Origin of the sequence: Bradyrhizobium monzae, assembly GCF_021458635.1 — a bacterium.
Lineage (GTDB): Bacteria > Pseudomonadota > Alphaproteobacteria > Rhizobiales > Xanthobacteraceae > Bradyrhizobium.
In genome coordinates, this window is the sequence record NZ_JAIRDQ010000010.1 from 244,679 (window position 1) to 265,136 (window position 20,458).

Annotated in this window: 15 protein-coding genes; 10 read left to right on the plus strand and 5 right to left on the minus strand. The window is 63.6% G+C overall.

Annotated features, from left to right (window positions below; translation table 11 throughout):
* Position 1: 1 nt before the first annotated feature.
* Positions 2-769: a FadR/GntR family transcriptional regulator gene (locus K3F49_RS30525; RefSeq protein ID WP_234684599.1), complete on the minus strand. Its 768-nt coding sequence runs from the start codon at positions 767-769 to the stop codon at positions 2-4.
* 163 nt (positions 770-932) lie between these two features.
* On the opposite strand from K3F49_RS30525, the gene K3F49_RS30530 reads away from it, so the two are divergent.
* Entirely contained in the window at positions 933-2,138 is a 1,206-nt protein-coding gene (locus tag K3F49_RS30530; protein WP_234684600.1) for an ABC transporter substrate-binding protein, read from the plus strand.
* A gap of 45 nt (positions 2,139-2,183) precedes the next feature.
* Here K3F49_RS30530 and K3F49_RS30535 read toward each other — a convergent pair whose 3' ends face one another.
* Complete coding sequence (locus tag K3F49_RS30535; RefSeq protein WP_234684601.1) at positions 2,184-3,128, minus strand: helix-turn-helix domain-containing protein; 945 nt, start codon at positions 3,126-3,128, stop codon at positions 2,184-2,186.
* Positions 3,129-3,396: 268 nt separating this feature from the next.
* Here K3F49_RS30535 and K3F49_RS30540 point away from each other — a divergent pair, with 268 nt between their 5' ends.
* The 6 genes from K3F49_RS30540 (at position 3,397) to K3F49_RS30565 (ending at position 12,147) form a co-directional block, all read left to right on the plus strand.
* Positions 3,397-5,286 (plus strand): AMP-binding protein, encoded by a 1,890-nt coding sequence (locus K3F49_RS30540; RefSeq protein WP_234684602.1) that lies wholly within the window; start codon positions 3,397-3,399, stop codon positions 5,284-5,286.
* Positions 5,287-5,327: 41 nt separating this feature from the next.
* Positions 5,328-6,299 carry an ABC transporter permease gene (locus K3F49_RS30545; protein WP_234684603.1) on the plus strand — a complete coding sequence of 324 codons (972 nt, stop codon included), beginning with the start codon at positions 5,328-5,330 and terminating at the stop codon, positions 6,297-6,299.
* A gap of 40 nt (positions 6,300-6,339) precedes the next feature.
* Positions 6,340-7,356: a sugar ABC transporter substrate-binding protein gene (locus K3F49_RS30550; protein WP_234684604.1), complete on the plus strand. Its 1,017-nt coding sequence runs from the start codon at positions 6,340-6,342 to the stop codon at positions 7,354-7,356.
* An 80-nt stretch (positions 7,357-7,436) separates the two neighbouring features.
* On the plus strand, positions 7,437-9,560 hold the full coding sequence (locus K3F49_RS30555) for an ABC transporter permease (RefSeq protein WP_234684605.1): 2,124 nt from the start codon (positions 7,437-7,439) through the stop codon (positions 9,558-9,560).
* The gene (locus tag K3F49_RS30560) at positions 9,557-10,654 is read left to right on the plus strand and encodes an SMP-30/gluconolactonase/LRE family protein (RefSeq protein ID WP_234684606.1); all 1,098 of its coding nucleotides are present in this window, start codon (positions 9,557-9,559) and stop codon (positions 10,652-10,654) included. Before K3F49_RS30555 ends, K3F49_RS30560 begins: the two co-directional genes overlap by 4 nt.
* On the plus strand, positions 10,651-12,147 hold the full coding sequence (locus K3F49_RS30565) for a sugar ABC transporter ATP-binding protein (protein ID WP_234684607.1): 1,497 nt from the start codon (positions 10,651-10,653) through the stop codon (positions 12,145-12,147). Before K3F49_RS30560 ends, K3F49_RS30565 begins: the two co-directional genes overlap by 4 nt.
* Before the next feature lie 9 nt (positions 12,148-12,156).
* Here the strand turns inward: K3F49_RS30565 and K3F49_RS30570 are convergent, their stop codons facing one another.
* The 3 genes from K3F49_RS30570 to K3F49_RS30580 all read right to left on the minus strand — a co-directional run bounded on the left by K3F49_RS30570 (position 12,157) and on the right by K3F49_RS30580 (position 17,214).
* Positions 12,157-12,645, minus strand: a complete 489-nt coding sequence (locus K3F49_RS30570; protein ID WP_234684608.1) for a DUF2059 domain-containing protein — start codon at positions 12,643-12,645, stop codon at positions 12,157-12,159.
* Positions 12,646-12,685: 40 nt separating this feature from the next.
* Entirely contained in the window at positions 12,686-13,906 is a 1,221-nt protein-coding gene (locus K3F49_RS30575) for an OpgC domain-containing protein (RefSeq protein ID WP_234684609.1), read from the minus strand.
* Positions 13,907-14,175: 269 nt separating this feature from the next.
* A complete protein-coding gene (locus K3F49_RS30580; RefSeq protein WP_234684610.1) occupies positions 14,176-17,214 on the minus strand; it encodes an ATP-binding protein in 3,039 nt (1,012 codons plus the stop codon).
* A 305-nt stretch (positions 17,215-17,519) separates the two neighbouring features.
* Here K3F49_RS30580 and K3F49_RS30585 point away from each other — a divergent pair, with 305 nt between their 5' ends.
* The 3 genes from K3F49_RS30585 to K3F49_RS30595 all read left to right on the plus strand — a co-directional run bounded on the left by K3F49_RS30585 (position 17,520) and on the right by K3F49_RS30595 (position 20,247).
* Positions 17,520-18,020, plus strand: coding sequence for a hypothetical protein (locus K3F49_RS30585; RefSeq protein WP_234684611.1), 501 nt, complete (start codon positions 17,520-17,522; stop codon positions 18,018-18,020).
* A gap of 41 nt (positions 18,021-18,061) precedes the next feature.
* Entirely contained in the window at positions 18,062-19,417 is a 1,356-nt protein-coding gene (locus K3F49_RS30590; RefSeq protein WP_234684612.1) for an MATE family efflux transporter, read from the plus strand.
* A 326-nt stretch (positions 19,418-19,743) separates the two neighbouring features.
* The gene (locus K3F49_RS30595) at positions 19,744-20,247 is read left to right on the plus strand and encodes a hypothetical protein (RefSeq protein ID WP_234684613.1); all 504 of its coding nucleotides are present in this window, start codon (positions 19,744-19,746) and stop codon (positions 20,245-20,247) included.
* Positions 20,248-20,458: the final 211 nt, after the last annotated feature.

Here is a 20,458-nt window from a genome sequence, read left to right on the forward strand (position 1 = left end):
GCTATCTGCGCCGGGCCGCCTGCGCGTGCTCCATGTACACGTGCTCGACCGACCGATCGAGCGAAGCGATCTTCTCGAAACCGCGGCGCCAGTCCTGCAAATGCCGGCGCGTCCAGAGCACGCCGGCCTCGCGGTCGCGGCGACGGATCGCGTCGATGAGATGACCATGTGCGGCAACGAGGCGCGGGCCGCCTTCCGCCACGCCCGTCACGATCATCTCGGTGGTCGGATAGAACAGCTGCGCTGCGGGCTCGCGGGCGAGCTGGAGCACGCGGTTCTGCGACGCCTTTGCGACCAGCACGTGGAATTCGGCATCGCATTCGGCCAACGCCGCGGGATTGCCGACCACCGCCTCGCTGCGCACGAGATTGTCAGTGAGCTCCGCAAGATTCTCCTCGGTTGCGCTCTTCACCGCACCCTCGACGCTGGCGACCTCCAGCGTCATCGAAGCCTCGTAGAGCTCGCGAAACGTGACCTCATGCAGCACCAGCGCGCGGCTGAGACGGCTCGCGAGCTTGCTGTAGCGCGGCAGGCAGGCATGCAGGCGGCGCGAGGAGTCGCGGCTGATCAACCCGCCCTCCTCCAGCACCCGGATGCCTTCGCGAATGGTCGAGCGGTTGACGCCGAACTGCCGCACGAGGTCATGCTCTGTGCCGATGGGATCGCCGGGCTTGATGCGGCCGTTGACGATCTCGCGCTCAATGGCGTCGGCGACCTTCTGATAGGCCGGCGCGACATCGATCGGACGAAAGAGCGGCGAGACTGGCAAGACGACTCCTTATGGCGATTGTCCGACAAACTATAAGAGCGGCCCAAAAGGGCGTCAAACTCTGTCATTGATGACGCATCTGCAGCAAATTGACTCTTGCGGAACCCCACTCTAACTTTGTCGGACAAAGGGACGGAACAGTCCCGCAAGAGGAAACGTGTCCATGAGACCTATCGCAGCATTCGTGTCTGCGGCCGGCTTGCTGTCGGCTGCCCTGATCATCCCCGCCTCTGCACAGCAGACCCCGCTCAAGATCGGCGTGCTCTCCGACTTCTCCTCGGTCTATTCCGACATCGGCGGCCAGGGGAATGTCGAGGCCACCAGGATGGCGATCGAGGACTTTGGCGGACAGATGTTCGGCAAGCCGATCGACATGGTCGCCGCCGACGTGCTCAACAAACCCGACGTCGCCTCTTCCCTTGCGCGCAAATGGTGGGAGACGGAAAACGTCGACATGATCATCGACATGCCCACCTCGGCCACCGCGCTCGCCGTGATGGAGCTGTCGAAGCAGTACGAGAAAGTGCTGATCGTAACGGACGCGGCAAGCTCCGACATCACCGGCAAATCCTGCTCGCCCTACACCGCGCACTGGACCTACGACACCTATTCCAACGCCCACACCGTCGGCAGCGCCATCGTCAAGAACGGCGGCGACAGCTGGTTCTTCCTCACCGCCGACTACGTGTTCGGTCATTCCATCGAGCGCGACACCGGCGATGTCGTGAGGGCCGCCGGCGGCAAGGTGCTCGGCAGTGTCAAGCATCCGCTCAACACGGCCGACTTCTCGTCATTCCTGCTCCAGGCCCAGGCCTCCAAGGCCAAGATCATCGGGCTTGCGAACGGCGGCGGCGACACCATCAACGCGATCAAGCAGGCCGGCGAGTTCGGCATCGTCGCCGGCGGGCAAAATCTGGCGGCGATCGTGATGTTCATCTCCGACGTGCACAGCCTGGGGCTGAAGCTCGCGCAGGGGCTGATCGTCACCGAGGCCTATTACTGGGATCTCAACGACAGGACCCGCGCCTTCGGCAAGCGCTTCATGGAACGCGTCAAGCGCATGCCGACGATGAACCAGGCCGCCACCTACAGCGCGACGCTGCATTACCTCAAGGCCGTGCAGGCCGCCGGCACCAAGGACACCAAGACGGTGATGGCCAAGATGCGCGAGCTTCCAGTGAAGGATGCCTTCACCGACAACGGCATCCTTCGCGAAGACGGCCGCATGGTGCACAGCATGTTCCTGTTCCAGGTGAAGAAGCCCGAGGAATCCAAGGGCCCGTGGGACTATTACAAGCTGCTTGCCGAAGTCCCGGCCGACCAGGCTTTCCGTCCGCTGAAGGATGGCGGCTGTCCGCTGGTAAAGTGACGCAGCCGACGGCGGACCTGCATCGCATTGCACGCTGCAGGTCCTCTAGCGGCGCCGCAAATCCGACGGGCTGTGCCCGAACTTCTTGCGAAACACCGTGCTGAAATATGACGAGGAGCTGAATCCCAGTTGATAGGCAACCTCGGTGATCGACAGGGACCGCAACTCGGGACGCGTCAAGACGTCGTAGCAACGCTGCAACCGCCGATCCAAGATCCATTCGGACACCGAGACATCCGTGAGCCGGAAGAGATAGTGCAGATGCCTGAGCGACACGCCATTGCTCTTCGCGATCCTCTCCAGCGACAAGTCCGCATCGGTGAGGTGGGTCTCGATCCAGGCCTTGACCGAGCGCAGACGCGCCTGCTGCGCGCTCGCATCTTCGGAGAATTCGTCCCGGTCGCCCATGTCGAGCGCGAGCGCCAGCACGTCCATGAGCTCGCCGCCAAGGCGGGTCCTTACGGTCTCGTCGAGCGAAGCGCCTTCCGCCGCAAGCGTCGCGCAGAACTCGGCGGCAATCCGCCCAAGACCACGGCTCGTCGCCATGGTCGTGACCACAGGCAGGCGCCCCTCGCTGAAGCGGGCCGAAAATTCCGTACGGGGGATTTCGAGGTAGAGCGACCGGACCTTACCGACGCATTCGAGATCATAGGCTTCCGAGGCCGAGAAGATCGCGCCGACGCCGGGATTCGAAAGCAGGGTCTGGCCGGCCTGGAGCACGTTGACCCGGCCCTGCTGGACGAATTCGACGTAGTAGCAATCCTTGTCGAGTTTTGCGATGTGGCGCTCGCGCCGCGAGATACGCTGCTCCGACAACAGCACGTCCGTCATGGTGACGGCGCCGAAATGCGCCTCGCGGATGAAGCCGTGATAGTCGGACCGCTCCTCGGCATTGACGTCGACATGAACGTAGACATCGCAGATGGCGCCTTGCCATGCGGCGTAACGCTTGGACGGCTCCAGATCGTCTGTCGTGAATACCAGGTTCATCGTCAGCCCACCCATCGCGCAGCCAGAATGAACGTCGTTTGTGCGTCGCACAAGTTCGCCCGGCGCCGAGATTCTAGATGGCCGCCGCCTGCACGCAAGACCGGTTTGCGCGGACAAGCAAAAGCTTTGCGCTCCGGAGCAAGCCGGGTCCGGGCGTGTGGCCTATGAAGGACAAAAATCGGTCAACGTGCCAGGCAGGAAACGCTCGCTTGCATCAGGATAGATCAACTGCTGCACAATCCGCCGTGCCGCTTGGATGGTGGTGTCCGTGAGCGCGCCCTCGTTGATCACGACACGGTTCACGCAGCCGATCCGAACCATCGCCGACATCGAAGCGCTGGAAAGGCTGCCTTACGATTCCCTGATCCCTTCCCGTAATCTGCATGATCTCTTCGAAGCCACGGCGCGCCTGCATCCCGAACGTCCCGCGCTGACGGTGCTGACCAAAGGCTCGCGCGAGCCCGGCGATGTCACGCTGACGCATCGGCAATTGCTCGCGGAGATCACGCGCGCGGCCAATCTTTTCCGATCGCACGGCATCGACGGGAGCGGCGGCACCGTTGCGTTCCTCTGCCCGATCCTGCCGCAGCTCTTCCCGGCCTTGCTCGGCGCCCAGATCGCGGGTGTCGCCAGCTCGATCAACTATCTTCTGAACGAAGATGCGATTGCCGATCTGCTCGAAGCACAGAACGCAACTGTCCTGGTTGTCGCGTCAGAAGCGGCCGATCGTGCGATCTGGACCAGGGCGGTCAATGTCGCGCGCCGCGTCCCATCGCTCAAGACGATCTTCGTGATCGGTCCGAACGGCCGCCTGACCAGCGGCGCCGTGAGCTTCGACGAGGCGGTCGCGACCATGCGCGACACGCTGGACTTCGCACCATCGCAGGATCGCGACACGGTCTGCGCGCTGTTTCACACCGGCGGAACCACCGGACGACCCAAACTCGTGCGCCTGACACATGGAAACCAGATTCATGCGGCCTGGAGTTTCGCGCAGGTCCATGGGCTCGATGAGCTCGACGCCGCGATCAACGGCTTCCCGCTGTTTCACGTCGGCGGCACGATGACACTCGGCTTGTCCATTCAGGCGGCCGGCGGCCACGTGATCATTCCCTCGCCCTACAGCCTCAGAAGCCCGGATGCGATCCGCGACTATTGGCACACGGTCGAGCGGTTCGGCGCGACCATCGTCAGCGGCGTGCCGACCTCGATCGCCGCGCTGGCCGAAGTGCCGATCGGGTCATCCGATGTCCGCTCCGTCCGCATGGCCCTCACCGGCGGGGCGGTAGCGCCGAAAGCCGTTAGCGAGCGGTTTCAGGCCCGGACCGGGATCACGCTGTTCGAGACCTACGGCATGACGGAGACCGCGGCGGCGATCGCGTTCAATCCCGGCCGCGGCACACCGGTGCAGGGCAGCGTCGGCTTCAGGGCGCCGTTCGCGCAGACGAAGATCGTCCCGCTTAGCGATGCCGACCTCAAGACGGAATGCCCGCCGCTCACCAGCGGCCTCGTCCTTGTCAGGGGGCCGCAAGTGTTTCCCGGCTACGTCGATCCCCAGCACAACAAGGGTGTACTCACCGGCGGCCACTGGATCGTCACCGGCGACGTTGGCTACCTCACTGCGGACCAGCGACTGGTGCTGACCGGACGCGAGAAGGACCTGATCGTGCGCAGCGGTCACAACATCGACCCCGCCGCGATCGAGGACGTCGCGAATGCCTTCCCCGGCGTGCAGATGAGCTCAGCCGTCGGCATGCCGGACGCCTATGCCGGCGAAGTTCCCATTCTCTTCGTGGTACCGTCGCCGGGACAGACCATCGACCTGCCGCAACTGCGCGAGCATCTCGAACGCAATGTCAATGAGCCTCCCGCCCGGCCGAAGCGCGTCGTTCTGCTCGAGACTCTCCCCGTTACCGCTGTCGGCAAGATCTTCAAGCCGAGGCTTCGCGACCTCGCTGTGCAGGAAAAAGTCCGAACCGAGATCGATCGCATCTTCGGTCCGGACGCCCCGGCAGACATTCTCGTCGACAAAGACGCCAGACTGAATACGCTGGTCCACGTCTTGATCGGCTCCAACGACCAGGACCGGCTGAAGGCACTCGCGGAAAGCCTGACACCGCTTCCACAGACCTACCGCATAGAGACCCGATCGTCATAACGGCTCCACAGAGGCCGACGTCGAAGAAAGGCAATAAGGGGATGAAGCGCTTTCGGTTCAATCAGCAGGAGATCGTCTTCGCGGTCTTCGCGCTGCTGTTCCTTGTGTTCTCGATCTTCCTGAACGGTTTTCTGACGGCAGAAAACATGCTGACGCTGCTCCAGAACGTGGCAGTGCTCGGCATCCTGGGCCTCGCCATGGCGATCGTCGTGATCGGCCGCGGCATCGACATCTCGCTGATCGCGGCCCTCGCCGTGCCCCCGGGGCTCGCGCTTCAGATGGTGCAGAACGGCCATTCGCTGCCGTTCTCGCTGCTGATCGCGGTGCTGCTCACGATCGCCTTCGGCCTCGTCAATGGCTGGCTGATCGCTTATGCCGAGGTGCCCTCGCTGTTTGCGACGCTGGCAACGGGGCTATTGCTCGCCGGACTCGGCCAAGCTGCGCTGTTCCAGCTCGACGTCGTGCAATGGAGCCCCGGCATGGACGGCTTCGAACGTCTTGGACAAGGCACCGTTCTCGGTGTTCCGACCTCGATCTGGATGTTCGCGATCGCCTGCATCGTGGTCGCATTCCTGCTGCGCCAGACCCGCTGGGGCGCCTATATCTACGCGATCGGCGACAATCCTTACGCCGCGCGCGTCACCGGCATTCCCTCTCGCCCGATCATCGTGCTGCAATATGTGATCACCGCCCTAATCGGCTGCTTTGCCGGCCTCGTGCTGGCGGCCTCCGTCAATTCGATGCCGACCCGCATCTTCAACTCGACGCTGATCTACGACGTGATCCTGGTGGTCGTGCTGGGCGGCATCGGACTGTCAGGCGGACGTGGCGGCGTGCTGAACGTCATCATCGGCACGCTGCTGATCGGCACCATGCTCAACGGGATGACCATCATGGACATCTCCTACGCCGGACAGAATCTCATCAAAGGCGTGGTCCTGCTGCTCGCCGTCATCACGGACTCCTTCCTGAATCCGCGCAACGAAGAAACGGCACAGCAGGGCGACATCTGAACGACCGACAAGAACGACAACCATAACCAAGGAGGAAGCAATGAAGACCTTTGGCAACCCGACAAGGGCAACCCTCGCCGCACTGGCTCTCGCGACGCTGACCGGACCGGCTCTCGCCCAGCAGGGCCTGGACGAGCCATTCCAGAAACCATTCAAGGAAGCGCTCGCCGGCAAGACCGTGGCCTATGTGCCGGTGGCAATGAACTTCGACCTCACCGAGGGCTGGTATGCCGGGCTGAAAAAGGAGCTCGAGCCGTTCGGCGTCAAGTTCGTGATCCGCGACGCCAACTGGAACACCAATGCCGGCGCGCAGGCCGTCACCTCGCTGATCTCCGAGAAGCCGGCGGTGATCGTGGTGCATAATCCGGACGTGCAGACCTACGCCAAGCTGCTGCAGCGCGCTGAGAACGAAGGCATTTACGTCATCCAGATCAACATGGGCTCGGCTTATCGCAGCTCCGCCTTCGTCGGTGCCAACTGGGTCGAGATCGGCGAACGCCAGACCGAAGGCGTGGTCAAGGCCTGCGAGGGCAAGTCGAACAAGATTGCGATCATCCAGGGTGCGCTGTCCGCGGCAGCAAGCGCCTATACGCTCAAGGGCGTCGAGAACGTTCTCGCCAAGCATCCCGAGATCAAGGTGGTGTCAAGTCAAGCCGCCGATTGGGACGCCGCCAAAGCCAAGGCGATCACACAAACCGTGCTGAAGCAAAATCCCGACCTCTGCGGCATCGTCGGCTTCTGGGACGGCATGGACATCGGCACCGCGGCCGCAGTCAAGGAAGCAGGTCTCACCGGCAAGGTGTTCCTCGCGACATCGGGCGGCGGCGAGCGCAAGGGCGCCTGCGAGCTGGTGAAGTCGGGCGCATTCGATCTCAACATGAGCTACGACGTGCCGACCCAGGCGGCTCAGATGGCCGGCACGATCAAATGGCTGCTGTCGTCGGGCGCCAAGCCCGGTTCGATCAAGGGCTCGGAATACACCACGCTGATTCCGATCACCAAGGAGAACGCCGACAGCCCGATGTCCTGCTGGAATCTCAGCGACCTCAAGAAATAGTCCGACGCTGACGCTCGAAGTCCCCGAGGCCACACCTGCCTCGGGGACTTCCCTCCCACCATTGTCCATGCACTGCTGGAATGTCGATGCGCGATACCCTGACAAGCCTGCGTTACCGCTACTGGCCGGATCATCTGCTCGGCGAAATTCTGTCCAAGCGTTGGACCGAAACAGCCATTCCGGTCATCCTTCTCCTGATCGTTGGCTTTGCGTTCAGTCGATCCATCGACAACTTCCTGTCGCCAGCGAGCCTCGCCGACACCGCGCGCCAGGCCGGCGAGATCGGATTCATCGCGCTCGGACTCGCGCTCGTCGTCACCGTCGGCGGCATTGATCTGTCGGTCGGCTCGATCTTCGCGCTGACGGATTTTTGCGCGCTCTATCTGCTTGACGTCGCGGGCTGGCCGGTTCCGGCCGTGGTGGTTGCCACGCTGTTCTGCGGCGCGCTGCTCGGCGCCGTCAACGGCGTCCTGGTCGGATATCTGCGGCTGCGCGCCTTCATCACCACGCTGATCACGCTGATCATCTACCGCTCGGCCTACGATCTGCTGATCCAGCGCTACTCCAACGCCATCGCCTCGGCCTTCCCCGATATCCCGTCCTGGGATTTCATCGGCGCAGGTAGCGTCTTCGGCATCCCCACCGTGGCACTGGCCTATATCGTCATCGCGATCTTCGGCCACATCTTCATGACCCGGCTGCGGCCGGGCTGGCACATCACCGCGATCGGCGGCTCGCGCCGCTCGGCGTACAATTCAGGCATTCCCGTTCGCCGCACGATTGCGCTCTGCTACGTCGCGAGCGGCGTGCTGACCAGCGTCGGCGCGCTGTTCTTCGCCTCCCGGCTCGGCACCGTCGGCGGTGACATCGGCGTCGGCCTTGAGGTGATCGTGCTGACCGCGACCGTTCTGGGCGGCATCACGCTCGGCGGCGGCAAGGGCTCGGTCGCCAAATCGGCGGTCGGGGTGCTGATCGTGCTCCTGATCACCAACGGTCTCACGACCATGAACGCGCGCGGCGGCGTCAACCGCATGGCGCTGGCCGGCATCCTGCTCGTCGCAGCAATGGTCGACATTCGCTGGCAGAAAAACCGGACCCGCATCATCAGCAAGGTCTATGTCGCGCCGACCTACCACGAATTGCCACCGCCGCCACCGACCGAAATCGGGCAAGGCGGACCATTCGAGCAGAACGACAAGCTGCGTATCGTCGAGGCGATCGGCCTTGGCCGCATCGAGGCGCCGGAAGACGTCATCCTCGATCGCCACGACAACCTCTATGCCGGCTCACGCCATGGCGACATCATGCGCTTCCTCGCGCCCGACTACCAGAAAATGGAAGTATTCGCCCATATCGGCGGCCAGCCGCTCGGCATGGCCTTCGACCGCGAGGACAATCTCTATGTCTGCATCGGCGGCATGGGGCTCTATCGTATCAAGCCCGACGGCACGGTGGAAAAGGCGACCGACGAGACCAACCGCAGCATGCGCTCGGTCAACGACGACAGCCGGCTGCGGCTCGCCGACGACCTCGACATCACCGACGACGGACTGATCTTCTTCTCGGAAGCGACAGTGCGTTACGAGATGGACGAATGGCCGATCGACGGGCTGGAAGCGCGCGGCAACGGCCGCATCATCTCCTACGACACCAAGACCGGCGCGACACGCACCGAACTGCGCGGCCTCAAATTCCCCAACGGCATCTGCGTCGCCAGCGACGGCCAGTCGATCCTGTTTGCCGAAACCTTCGGCTGTTCGATCAAGCGCTATTGGTTCGCAGGCCCGAGGAAGGGCGCGGTCGAGGTCGTCATGGACAATCTGCCGGGCTACCCCGACAACATCAACCTCGCCTCCGACGGCAATTACTGGCTGGCACTGGTAGGCATGCGCAGCCCCTCACTCGACCTCGCCTGGAAGATGCCGGGCTTCCGCCGTCGCATGGCCAAACGCGTACCGGTCGACGAATGGCTATTCCCCAACATCAACACCGGCTGTGTGGTCAAGTTCAACGAGCAGGGCAAGATCGTCGAATCATTCTGGGATCTGCACGGCGAGAACCATCCGATGATCACATCGATGCGCGAGCATCGCGGCTATCTCTATCTCGGCGGCATCCTCAACAATCGGATCGGCCGCTACAAGCTCGACAATGCCGATCCGAACTTCGTCCAGTATGACAAGCGGTGGGGGAAGCAGTCGTGATCGCTGCCGTCAGAGACTTCGCCAACCGCTTTCTCGGGCGCGGCGACGCCACCATCACCGTGCCGTCCTTCGACGGGGCATTGAAGCCTAACCAGAAGCTGGAATCGGCCGAGACCTTGCTGACATGCGAGGCGCCAGAAGATCTCGCTACCGACGGAAGCAACCTGTTCATCGCTGACGGCCGGCGGCTGATGTGCCTGAGCGGCGGCACGGCATCGGAAGTGCGCAATTTCGAGCAGCCTATATCGGCACTCTGCGCCCTTCCCGGCGGTGGCCTTACCGTCGCGCTCGGGGGGCGCGAGGTGCGTATGTACGCGAGCCCCTCGGCCGAGCAGCCGAGCGTGACGTTCACCGACGCCGCGTTCAACGCCGTCAATGCGCTGGCGCTCGGGGACGACAACACGCTGATTGCGACGGACGGCTCAACGACATGCGGCGTCGACGATTGGGCACGCGACCTGCTGGAGCTCAACCGAACCGGCCGCGTGTTCAAGCTCGATCCCGGCAGCAAAGCCGTGACGCGATTGGCCCAGGGGTTCGGCTATGCCTTCGGCGCCTGCGCCTACGGCAATGCCATGCTGGTCAGCGAGAGCTGGCGTCATCGGCTCGTTCTCGTCTCGCCCGGTGCATCGCCAAAGGTCGTGCTTGCTCACCTTCCCGTCTATCCGTCGCGGCTGTCGAAGGCCTCAGGCGGCGGTTACTGGCTTACCGCTTTCACCGCGCGGACCCAGCTCGTCGAGTTCGTGTTGCGTGAGCCCGGCTATCGACGCCGCATGATGGCCGAGATCGATCCTGCCTATTGGGTCGCCCCGCGCCTGCGCTCCGGGCGTTCGTTCAAGGAGCCGATGCAGGGCGCGCACATCAAGACCATGGGCGTCATCAAGCCGTGGGCGCCGCCGCGTTCCTACGGCCTCGTCATCCGTCTCGATGCGGACGGCCAGCCGCTCTATTCGCTGCACAGTCGGGTCGACGGCTTCAATCACGGCGTCGTCGCCGCGATCGAGATGGGCAACGATCTCGTTCTGATCGCCAAGGGACCGGGCCGCGTCCTGCGATTGCCCCTTGCCGGCCTTGCCGAGGAATTTCACCCATGAGCAACATCGCACTCTCGCTGCGCAAGGCGACAAAACTCTACGCCGGCGTGCCTGCCATCGACGGGGTCGACTTCGACCTCCGCCGCGGCGAGATCCACGCACTGGTCGGCGAGAACGGTGCCGGCAAGTCGACCCTCACCAAGGTGATGGCGGGTGTGGTGACGCTGACCTCGGGAACCATGATGGTCGACGGCGCCGATGTCGCACCGAAGACGCCGCTCGAGGCGCGCAATCTCGGCATCGCCATGGTGTTCCAGGAGAACAGCCTGGTGCCGACCATGACGGTGGCGCAAAACCTGTTTCTCGGGCAGGAGAAGTTCTACAACCGCCTGCGCGGCATCTACATCGCCGCGCAGCAGTTTCTGCAATCGCTCAATTTCGACGTCACGCCGACCGCGACCGTCAGCGGCCTTGGCGCGGCCAAGAAGCAGATGGTGGAGATCGCGCGCGCGGTCCTGCACCGCGCCAAGGTCATCATCTTCGACGAGCCGACCGCATCGCTGACGCCCGAAGAGAAGAAGTACTTCTTCGACCTCGTGCGCGACCTCAAGAAGCGTGGCGTCTCGATCGTCTTCATCTCGCACGCCCTTGAGGAAGCCCTGCTGCTCGCCGACCGCATCACGGTTCTGCGCGACGGTAAGCATGTCGTGACCGACGATGTCGCCAAGTTCGACCGCGCCGCGATCGTGCAGGCCATGGTCGGGCGCGACCTCTCCAACACGCTCTATGGCGCGCGGAAGAGCAGCGTGCGGCCGGCGGGTGCGCGTGTTCTCACGGTGCAGAATTTGAAGATGGCGCCGATGGTGAAGAACAATTCGCTATCTGTGTTCGCCGGACAGATCACCGGCGTGTTCGGCCTCGTCGGCGCGGGCCGCACCGAGACGTTCAAGATCGTCGCCGGCGTGCTCAAGCGCGACTTCTTCCATGGCGGCGAGATCCTGCTGTACGACCAGCCAGTGCGCTACCGGGTGCCGGCCCCGGCCGTGAAGGCCGGCATCGCTTATGTCACGGAGGATCGCAAGGTCGAGGGCTTCTTCGAGACGTCCTCCATCGCGCGCAACATCTATCTCGGCCTGCTGTCGAAGTTTCCGAAGGGACGCATGATGCTGTCGCGGCGGGAGACCGATACGGTCGGCAAGAGCTGGATCGAGAAGCTCAAGGTTCGTGCCATCGGCAATGACGGCAAGGTGGTCGAGCTGTCCGGAGGCAATCAGCAGAAGGTCGTGATCGCAAAATCGCTGGTGCAGGAGCCCGATCTGATCATCTTCGACGAGCCGACCCGCGGCGTCGATGTCGGCGCCATCGTCGAAATCCACGAGCTGATCAACCGGCTCGCCGACGAGGGCAAGGCGGTCGTGGTCATCTCGTCCTATCTGCCCGAGATCATGGCGCTGTCCGACCGCATCCTGGTTTCACGTCAAGGCAAGGTCGTGGAAGAGTTCTCCGCGCTGGAGGCGACGGAGGAGAAGATCATGTACGCGGCGATTCACTAGAGGCCGCGCCTACGGCTTGTGCCCCTTCTGGCGCAGCGCCTCGGTGAGGCGCTGCTTCAGTTCGTCGACGGCCTTCTGGTTCGCGTCCTGGCCGATCTGTGCGCTCGCTTGCGCCAGCGCGTCCGATTTCTCCAAAAGCTTTCGGCCGGCCGGCTGGACATAGAACGCCTCGATCTGGCGCAGCTCTTCCACCGTGAAGCTGGCGGCATAGAGGGCGGCGATCTGGTCGATCATGGCAGCGGCGAACGGTGCGTAGATGTCAGAGCCCGGCGCGATCAAGGCATCATAGTCGTGCTCGATCTCCGGCCTGTCCTGCGCGACCACGGGTCTCAGTTTAAGCATGAGCTGCGGGAGAGCCGCACGATACTGATCCGCGATCTTCAGCGTGGTGACGAGTTTTCGCGCAGCATCCATCGCCTCGGGCGACGGCGCCTGCGCCGACGCGTCGCCGATGAGGAGCAGGAGAGCGCCGGCAATCGTCAACAAGAGTCTCGACATGGACATCTCCTGAAAAATCACCCGCGCGACGCAATGGCCCTCAGCGGCTAACGGGAGCTGCGGCGATGACCTTTACCGGTGCGCCTTCGGCCGCGGGCTCCGGCTCGTCGTCGACATCGGTCACCTTGACGAAGAGGCTGGGCACCCGCTCGGCGCGGTCGAGCAGCCACGCCGCCCCGACCATGATGGCGAAGCCGGCGAAGGAGACGGCGAGCTGCTCCCAGACGCCCCGGGTGTATTGCATCAGGATCCAATGCGCCGAGAACGACAGGAACACGCTGAGGCAAAAGATCGGGAGCGAATGCTGGCCGCACAGGATGACCGGGCGCATCCATTTCAGATGCAACGCCTTCCAGTGGCGCGGGACGAAATAGGTCACCCAGATCCCGAGCGCCAGGAAATGCGTGAAGCGCAGCATGTCGAGATCGGTCTTGTCGATCGGATAGATCGCCTTGATCATCCATTTCGGGATCAGGGCTTCGAGCGCGTGAACGTGCCATGTCATCACGATCAGGAGGGCGAACGCAATCCATGCCGCCGCCAGACCCATCACCGGCTTCGACCAGACCCATTTGGCAATCTTCTCGATCTGGCCGATGCCGCACCACGCGGCGACGACGAACATGAGCTGCCAGCAGAACGGATTGAAATACCAGGTCGTGCCGGGCGGATAGGAGGCGATGTTCCAGTCGAACCAGCGCGACAGCACATAGAGCACCGCGGACGCGGCGATCGTCAGGTTCGGCCGGCGCACCAGGCACCACACGATAAAGGGCGCTGCGAGCACCAGCGTGATGTAGAGCGGCAGTACGTCCAGATTGACCGGCTTGTAGCGCAGCGAGAGCGCCTGCCCGATCAGGATGTCCGGATGGTCGAGGAAACTGTGAACGTTGAACTCGTCCGCATACATCGGATTGTCGAATCTCCTGATCGTGCGGGCGATCTGCGCCGTGAACAGCAGGAACAGCATGATGTGGGCCACATACATTTCCGCCGCCCGCCGCCACAGCCGCTTCAGCGCGGCGAGAAACCAGCCGCCGGCGATGATCGGCCCGTAGATCCAGCCGACCAGATAGCCGGAGATGAAGACGAAGAACTCGGCGGCGTCGCTGAAACCGTAATTGCGCAGGGTCAGCCAGGCCACGACGTCGTGCGGGATGTGATCGAGGAAGATCATCCACAGGCCGATGCCGCGGAAGAGGTCGAGCCGCAAGTCGCGCTCGACCGGCGCCAACAGTGCTGCCTGGTCCCGTATCATCATGGGCCCCCTCGTCCGGTGGGCGTCGCGCCGTCGCGGCGCCGATGAATTCGGATGCTAAGAAAGATCAGTCAAAAGATCACCTAACCCTGCGGCTAGAATCCGGACGGTAGCCGACCTCAGCGCCCGCGCAAGGGACTTTGTCATCACAACGTGTGGGCCCGCTGCCGCAAAGGGCGAAAACAACCCCATGCACGGTAGCCAAGTCCTTGCATCGCCTGCGAAATTCATTTGACCCGTCGGGCAAAGACCCCTGATGTCGCGACCGAGGCTCAGGTGCGCTGATCGCCCTCGGCGAGCATGCCGTTCAGCATCGCCTCGGCCTTCTGCAGCAGCGGCTTCGCGCCGCTCTCGGAGGCGATCGCGATCGCGGCGCGCAGCGCGGAGAGGATGATGGTCCGGTTCTCCCCGCTCGAGGGCGGCGTCACCACGGCCTCGCCAAACAGGGCCTCGGCCTCGAGGCCGGAGAAGCCCTGCTGGCGCGCGGTGTTGCGCGCTTCGCGCAGCATGTTCTGGGCCGCCTGGACATCGCCGAGCTGGTTGGTCGCCAGCGCGAGGTAGATCGAGGAGCGCAGCACCGCCGAGGTATAGCCGACGTTGCGCGCCTCTTCGCGCGCCTCGGCCAGCATGCGGCGCGCCCGGTCGAACAGTCCCTGCTCCAGATAGGCGATGCCGAGATGGCAGGCGAGCACCGGCACGAACAGCCGGATACCGTGTTTTTGCGCCAGCACGAAACCCTGTTCGAGGATGGAAGCGGCCGCGGCCGGCTCGCCCCGGCCGAGCATCAGCCAGCCGCCGCTATAGGCGGCAGCAACGCGGTCATAGGGGCGGTTGGTTTCTTCCGCGATCGCGCCGGCGTGGCGCTGAAGCTGTTCCGCGGCATCAAGCTCGCCCATGACGGTGTGATTGATGCTGCCCATCATACAGCAAATCAGCAACGCGTATTTCGCTGTCGTCCCGAACGGCGCGCTCGCCTCCGGCCCCATCAATTGGGCGCGGGCCCGTGCGAACAAACCGTCCGCCTCGCGATAGCGTCCGGCGAGGAAGTACACCTGACCGAGGCCGTATTGCGCGGCGTTGAGCCAGCCCGAGCTGTTCGATTGCTCTGCGAGGCCCACGACTTCCTCGTTGAGCCTGACCGCTTCGGCCGGCGAGCCATAGAAATTCTGCGCCGCCGCCATGACCGTCATGGCCGCGACCTTCCGCCCGATATCGTTGATCGCATCGGCGCGACGCTCGGCTTCCTTGCCGAGGTTCAGCCATTCGGAGAGATTGCCTGATGCAGTGAACGCCGCCCGGGCCTCAATGCGAATGTCCACAGCGCTCGCTTCGCGCGTGGGGGTAGCCGGCGTCATATCCAGCGATCGCATCGCGGTCTCGAAATAATCAGCGGCATCCGTGAACGCCGATCGCGCCAGGCATTTTCGCGCCGAGGCCCGGCCGTAGGCGAACGCCTTGTCCCAGTCTTTCGCCCGCGTCGCGTGATAGCAGAGCTTGTCGGAATCCTCGCCCTCGCTGCCTTCAAGCGCGGCCAGAATGCGCGCATGGATGTCCTCGCGCACCTTTTCGACCATCGAATCGTAGGTAACCTGGCGAACCATCTCGTGGCGGAACTCCAGCGAATCCTCCAATTCGCTGTCAATCCGGACCAGCAGCTCGGCGCGATCGAGCGAGACGAGACAGCCGCGCAGGGCATCTTCGGGCAGGATCGCAATCTTCCGCAGGATGGCCTCGCTCGACCGCGCCCCCAGCGCGGCCGCGACCTGCAAGACGGACCGTTCCTGCTTCGACACGCGATCGAGACGCGCCGCGATCACACCCTGAATGCTGGTGGGAATACCGAGCTCGTCGATCGGGCGCACCAAAGCGAGGTCGCCCCACTCGCCGCGCAAGGTGCCGCTGTCCTTCAAGCCGCGGCAGACCTCCTCGATGAACAGCGGCACGTTGGCGGTGTGGGAGACGATCCGGCTCTTCAGATCGGCATTGGTCTCGGACGATCCGAGCATGTCGGACAGCATCTCCAGCCCCGAATCGTCGTCGAGCGGCCGTATCGCGACGATTTCGGCGTGGCACCGCGCGATCCAGACCGGCATGCCGTTGGGGCGGGAGGTAAGCAGCACGAGGAGATCGGGCGCCGCCAACGCGGCGATGGCGGCCACGACGACGTCGCTGGCCCGGTCGATCCAGTGCAGGTCCTCCAAAAGCAGGACTGTCGGCCGGCGACTGGCCAGGTTCTGGATGACGGCGCAGCTCGCATCGGAGATCACGCGCCCGCGGGCATGAGGCTCGAGCTCGTCCCATTGCGGGTTCGCGATCGGCACATCGAGCACCGCGTCGAGGGCGCTCTGCTGGATCGCGGTCAGGTCCTTCAGGGGATCGCCGGGGTCCCTTGCGGCTGCGTCCATGGCCGACAGCAGGATTCGCTTGAGCGTGCTGAAGGGCGCTCCTTGCAGATTCGGGCTGCACTCGGCGTCGATCAGCCGCCAGCCCTCGGCCCTGAGCTTCTGGGCGAACTCGTGCGCCAGCCGTGATTTGCCGATGCCGGCATCGCCGAGCAGCAGGACCGTCTGCCGGCCGGCCCTGGCCTGCCCGGCCGCACGGTCCAGCAGGGCTCGCTCGGTGGTACGATCGACGAATCGGGAGACACTGCGGGCGCGCCGGACCCGCCAGCTCGACAGATCGCTGGCACCCACGATCCGGTAGACCGGCACGGGCTGGCTGAAGCCGCGCAGCGATTTGCCGCCCAGAGATTCGAACCGGACATGCCCGTCGGCGAGATTTTGACAGGCTTCCGAGACGTAGATCTGGTTCGCCTCGGCCTCCTGCTCCAGCCGCGCGGCCAGATGCTGGGCGGCGCCGCCGATCTCGTAGACCTTGGAGAATTCGCTGGCGACCATGTAGGCAACGACGTGCCCGGAGTGCAGGCCGACCCGGACCTGAAGGGCGGGATCACCGAGGCTGGCAACGCGCCGGACCAGCTCGATCGCGGCATGGCACGCCAGCGGCGCATGGTTGTCGTCCGCGATCGGAGCGCCGAACACCGCGGCAAGCCCGTCGCCCAGCTCCTTGCTGACGATGCCGCCGAATTGTCGGACCGCGCCGCGCATGGCGGCCAGGGCCGGCTCCAGGCGCGAGACCGCCGCCTCCGGATCCAATTCAGCGACGAGGCCGGTGGAGTCGATGACGTCGGCGCGGAGGATCGTGACGAAGCGGCGTTCGCTGTCGGGATCGGGGCGCCGGACGGCCGCACCGCATTTGGGGCACCGGCTGTCGCCTGGGGCGAGCGTCGACTGACATACAGCGCAACGCATTCCCGTGCTCTCAAGTGATTTCAAAGGCACTGTCGATCGGGCTCCCGCGCGCGGATCCCAACAAGATCGCTTATCGAACCTTGCTTAGCAACGCCTAGTAACAGGGCAGGCGATCCATCCCCGGCGGAGTGCCGGCAAAGCGGTTGCTAATCTGGACGATTCACAGTCTCTGGTGGTAGCCTCGTGGATGCCGCGCGAAAAAGAGGCTGCGAATCGTGGGCTGCCAAGCACTCGTTCGAGCCGGCGAGTTTCGCAGAGCGGCATATTTCCCGGGGAAGCCAAGGGACTCATTGAGGGGCAAACATATGGGCATGCGAGTTTATACGGGCCGGCCATTTAAGGATCTGATGAATGCAAATTACTTTCCTTTGGAGAACATGAAGAAGAGCGTCAAAAAGCTCAAAGCGTCTGAAAACATTCACCTGCCGACTCTGGAATACGGCCAGTATCATTTGATCCTGGTGCCGAAGAGCAAGTGGCCGCAGGGCAGCGCGAAGCACTGGCAGAAGGAGAAGGGCCGCGCCCGCGTCGATCTCACCAACCAGCCGAACACCACGCCCCTGTCCAAGGACGAGCCCAAGGTCGTTCCGCTGACCCGATGCGCGCTGCTCGATGCCTGCGTCCGCAAGTGCTTCAATTCGGAGCCGCCGATTCCGATGAAAACCAACATCATCACGCACGAGGCGACCGACCGTAACGCCGACCAGCACGAGATTCGACTGGAGTGGGAGTACGAGGGCGACAGCAAGACGCCGAAGCTGCTCAATCTGACGATGGTCTGCCCGCACAAGCCTCCCAAGCCCTGATCTCGCGGCAGACCTGACAGGTCGACGAAGGGGAAGGTCCGATGTCATCGCCACCTCGCTCAGCGGCGAATGCGTTGCTCGACGGACCGATCCTGCGCACACTGCTCTCTCTCGCCTGGCCGAATGCGCTAGCGTTTTCGGCCGGCACTTTGGTTGCGATCGCAGAAACCTCGTACATCGGCAAGCTAGGAATCGAAGCTCTGGCGGCGATGGCGCTGGTGTTTCCTTGCGTGATGTTGACCATGAGCATGTCCGGCGCGGCAATGGGCGGGGGTGTGGCCTCGGCCATTGCCCGCGCGCTGGGCGCGGGCGACCGCGACCGGGCCGAGAGCTTGGCCACGCACGCGCTTTTGATCGCTGTCTTCTTCGGCCTGATCTTCATGCTGGGCATGCTGGTCGGCGGCCGGAAATTGCTGGAGCTGCTCGGCGGCCAAGGGGACGTGCTGGCACTGGCGGTCGCCTACAGCCAGGTCTACTTCGGCGGGGCCGTGCTCACCTGGCTGGTCAATATTCTGGCCGGCGTCCTGCGCGGCACCGGCAACATGAAATTGCCCTCGATGATGATCGTCAATTCTGCGGTCTGCCAGATCATCCTTGGCGGAACGCTGGGTCTTGGCCTCGGGCCGGTGCCGCAATTCGGGATGCCGGGAGTCGCAACTGGATCTTTGATCACCTACTCGATCAATATCGCAATCATGAGCTGGTACCTGTTCTCCGGCCGGGGACCCATCGTTCCCCGGCTGCACGGGTTTCGCATGCAATGGGCGTTGTTTGCCGACATCCTCAAGGTTGGCGCTGTCGCTTGTCTCTCCCCACTGCAAAACACGCTGACCAATCTGACCCTCACCCACCTGCTGGCCATTTTCGGCACCGCCATCCTCGCTGCCTACGGCATCGGCGCGCGCCTGGAATACGTGCTGGCGACCATTGCCTTTTCTATCGGCATCGGCTCTGTCCCGATGATTGGCGTGGCAATGGGCGCAGGGCGGATCGCGCGTGCCCGACGTATTGCCTGGACGACCGGCCTCGTCGCGCTCGTTGTGGTCGGGGCGCTCGCGTGCGCGGTCGCTCTCCTTCCGGACCCGTGGGTTCGCCTCTTCACGGACAACGCGGAAGCGCATGCCGACAGCCGGCAGTTTCTCCGGACTGTCGCACCGTTCTACGCTTTCGTCGGGCTAGCCTCCGCGATGTACTTCTCGTCACAGGGCGCCGGCAACGTGCTCGGTCCCGTGCTGGCGCAAACGGCGCGCCTGCTCTTTATCGTGCTTGGCGGCTGTTATCTGACGTCGCAGGCCGCGAGCGCCGACAGCTTTTTCTCACTCACGGCAGCTTCGATGACGTTGCTCGGTCTTCTCTCCTGCGCATCGGTTGCGTTTACTCGCTGGGGCCGCGCATAACCGACGTGAAAGGCCAACTGAATTTGGCGAACGCTGCCGACAAGTGAGGGCGCAAGGCCCGCACAACGAAATGCTATCCGCGTTGGTTTTCGTGAAGAGGCGTCAACGAGCACTCTGGCAGGGGTGTTAAGAGCACTGCTATTGTTGATCTGGACAACTCGCCCTCAGGTGGTATCGTTCGAGCGCCGTGCGAAGCTGAGGCTCCAATCGTTGGCCGCCGGGCTCTCGTTCCAGCCGACACGTTTCGCGGGGTTGAGCAAAAGACATATTGAGGGAAAAAAGCGATGGGCTCGAGACCTTACACCACGGCTGCATTCAGAAACTTGATGAACAGCAACTACTACCCTCTGGCAAACATGAAAAAGAGCGTGGCCAAGCTCAAGGCATCGGCTCACATCGATCTGCCGACCCTGGAATACGGCCAGTACCACCTGATACTGACGCCAGCCTCGAAGTGGCCTCAGGGCAGCGCGAAGCACTGGCACAAAGAGAAGGGCCGGGTGCGCGTCGATCTCGCGGCCCAGCCGAACACCACCCCGCTGTCCAAGGACGAGCCCGAAATCGTTCCGCTGACCCGATGCGCGCTGCTCGATGCCTCGGTCCGGAAATGCTTCAATTCGGAGCCGCCGATTCCGATGAAGACCCACATCATGACGCACGAAGCGACCGACCCCGGTGCTGACACGCATGAGATCCGGCTGGAGTGGGAATACGAGGGAGACAGCAAGACGCCCACGCTGCTCTACCTGACAATGGTCTGTCCGTACAAGCCGGCGCGCGATGCTCGAACTCAGTCCGTTGAAGCCGGCGAAGGGCTGAGCCTGAGCTAGATCGCAGCATCATCATCTGATCTGAACGGCGCGGGCCGGCAATTCGCCGGCTCGCGTTTTTTGTTGAGCCGGCTGCAAGCGCACCAAACCATCCCTGCGGCGGCGTGTCGCCGCGCCTCCTCCCGTCATGGGCCTGTCGTACGAAGATGGTCCGCTCTGACCAAATGCGTGCGAGTCGCCTTGCGGCCGCGGGCTCATTGGGAGGAGCGGC

Coding starts and splice junctions, on each gene's coding strand:
- K3F49_RS30545 (WP_234684603.1), top strand. CDS start 5,328: ATGAAGCGCTTTCGGTTCAATCAGCAGGAGATCGTCTTCGCGGTCTTC.
- K3F49_RS30590 (WP_234684612.1), top strand. CDS start 18,062: ATGTCATCGCCACCTCGCTCAGCGGCGAATGCGTTGCTCGACGGACCG.
- K3F49_RS30535 (WP_234684601.1), bottom strand. CDS start 3,128: ATGAACCTGGTATTCACGACAGACGATCTGGAGCCGTCCAAGCGTTAC.
- K3F49_RS30550 (WP_234684604.1), top strand. CDS start 6,340: ATGAAGACCTTTGGCAACCCGACAAGGGCAACCCTCGCCGCACTGGCT.
- K3F49_RS30530 (WP_234684600.1), top strand. CDS start 933: ATGAGACCTATCGCAGCATTCGTGTCTGCGGCCGGCTTGCTGTCGGCT.
- K3F49_RS30580 (WP_234684610.1), bottom strand. CDS start 17,214: ATGCGTTGCGCTGTATGTCAGTCGACGCTCGCCCCAGGCGACAGCCGG.
- K3F49_RS30555 (WP_234684605.1), top strand. CDS start 7,437: ATGTCGATGCGCGATACCCTGACAAGCCTGCGTTACCGCTACTGGCCG.
- K3F49_RS30595 (WP_234684613.1), top strand. CDS start 19,744: ATGAACAGCAACTACTACCCTCTGGCAAACATGAAAAAGAGCGTGGCC.
- K3F49_RS30575 (WP_234684609.1), bottom strand. CDS start 13,906: ATGATGATACGGGACCAGGCAGCACTGTTGGCGCCGGTCGAGCGCGAC.
- K3F49_RS30585 (WP_234684611.1), top strand. CDS start 17,520: ATGGGCATGCGAGTTTATACGGGCCGGCCATTTAAGGATCTGATGAAT.
- K3F49_RS30565 (WP_234684607.1), top strand. CDS start 10,651: ATGAGCAACATCGCACTCTCGCTGCGCAAGGCGACAAAACTCTACGCC.
- K3F49_RS30570 (WP_234684608.1), bottom strand. CDS start 12,645: ATGTCGAGACTCTTGTTGACGATTGCCGGCGCTCTCCTGCTCCTCATC.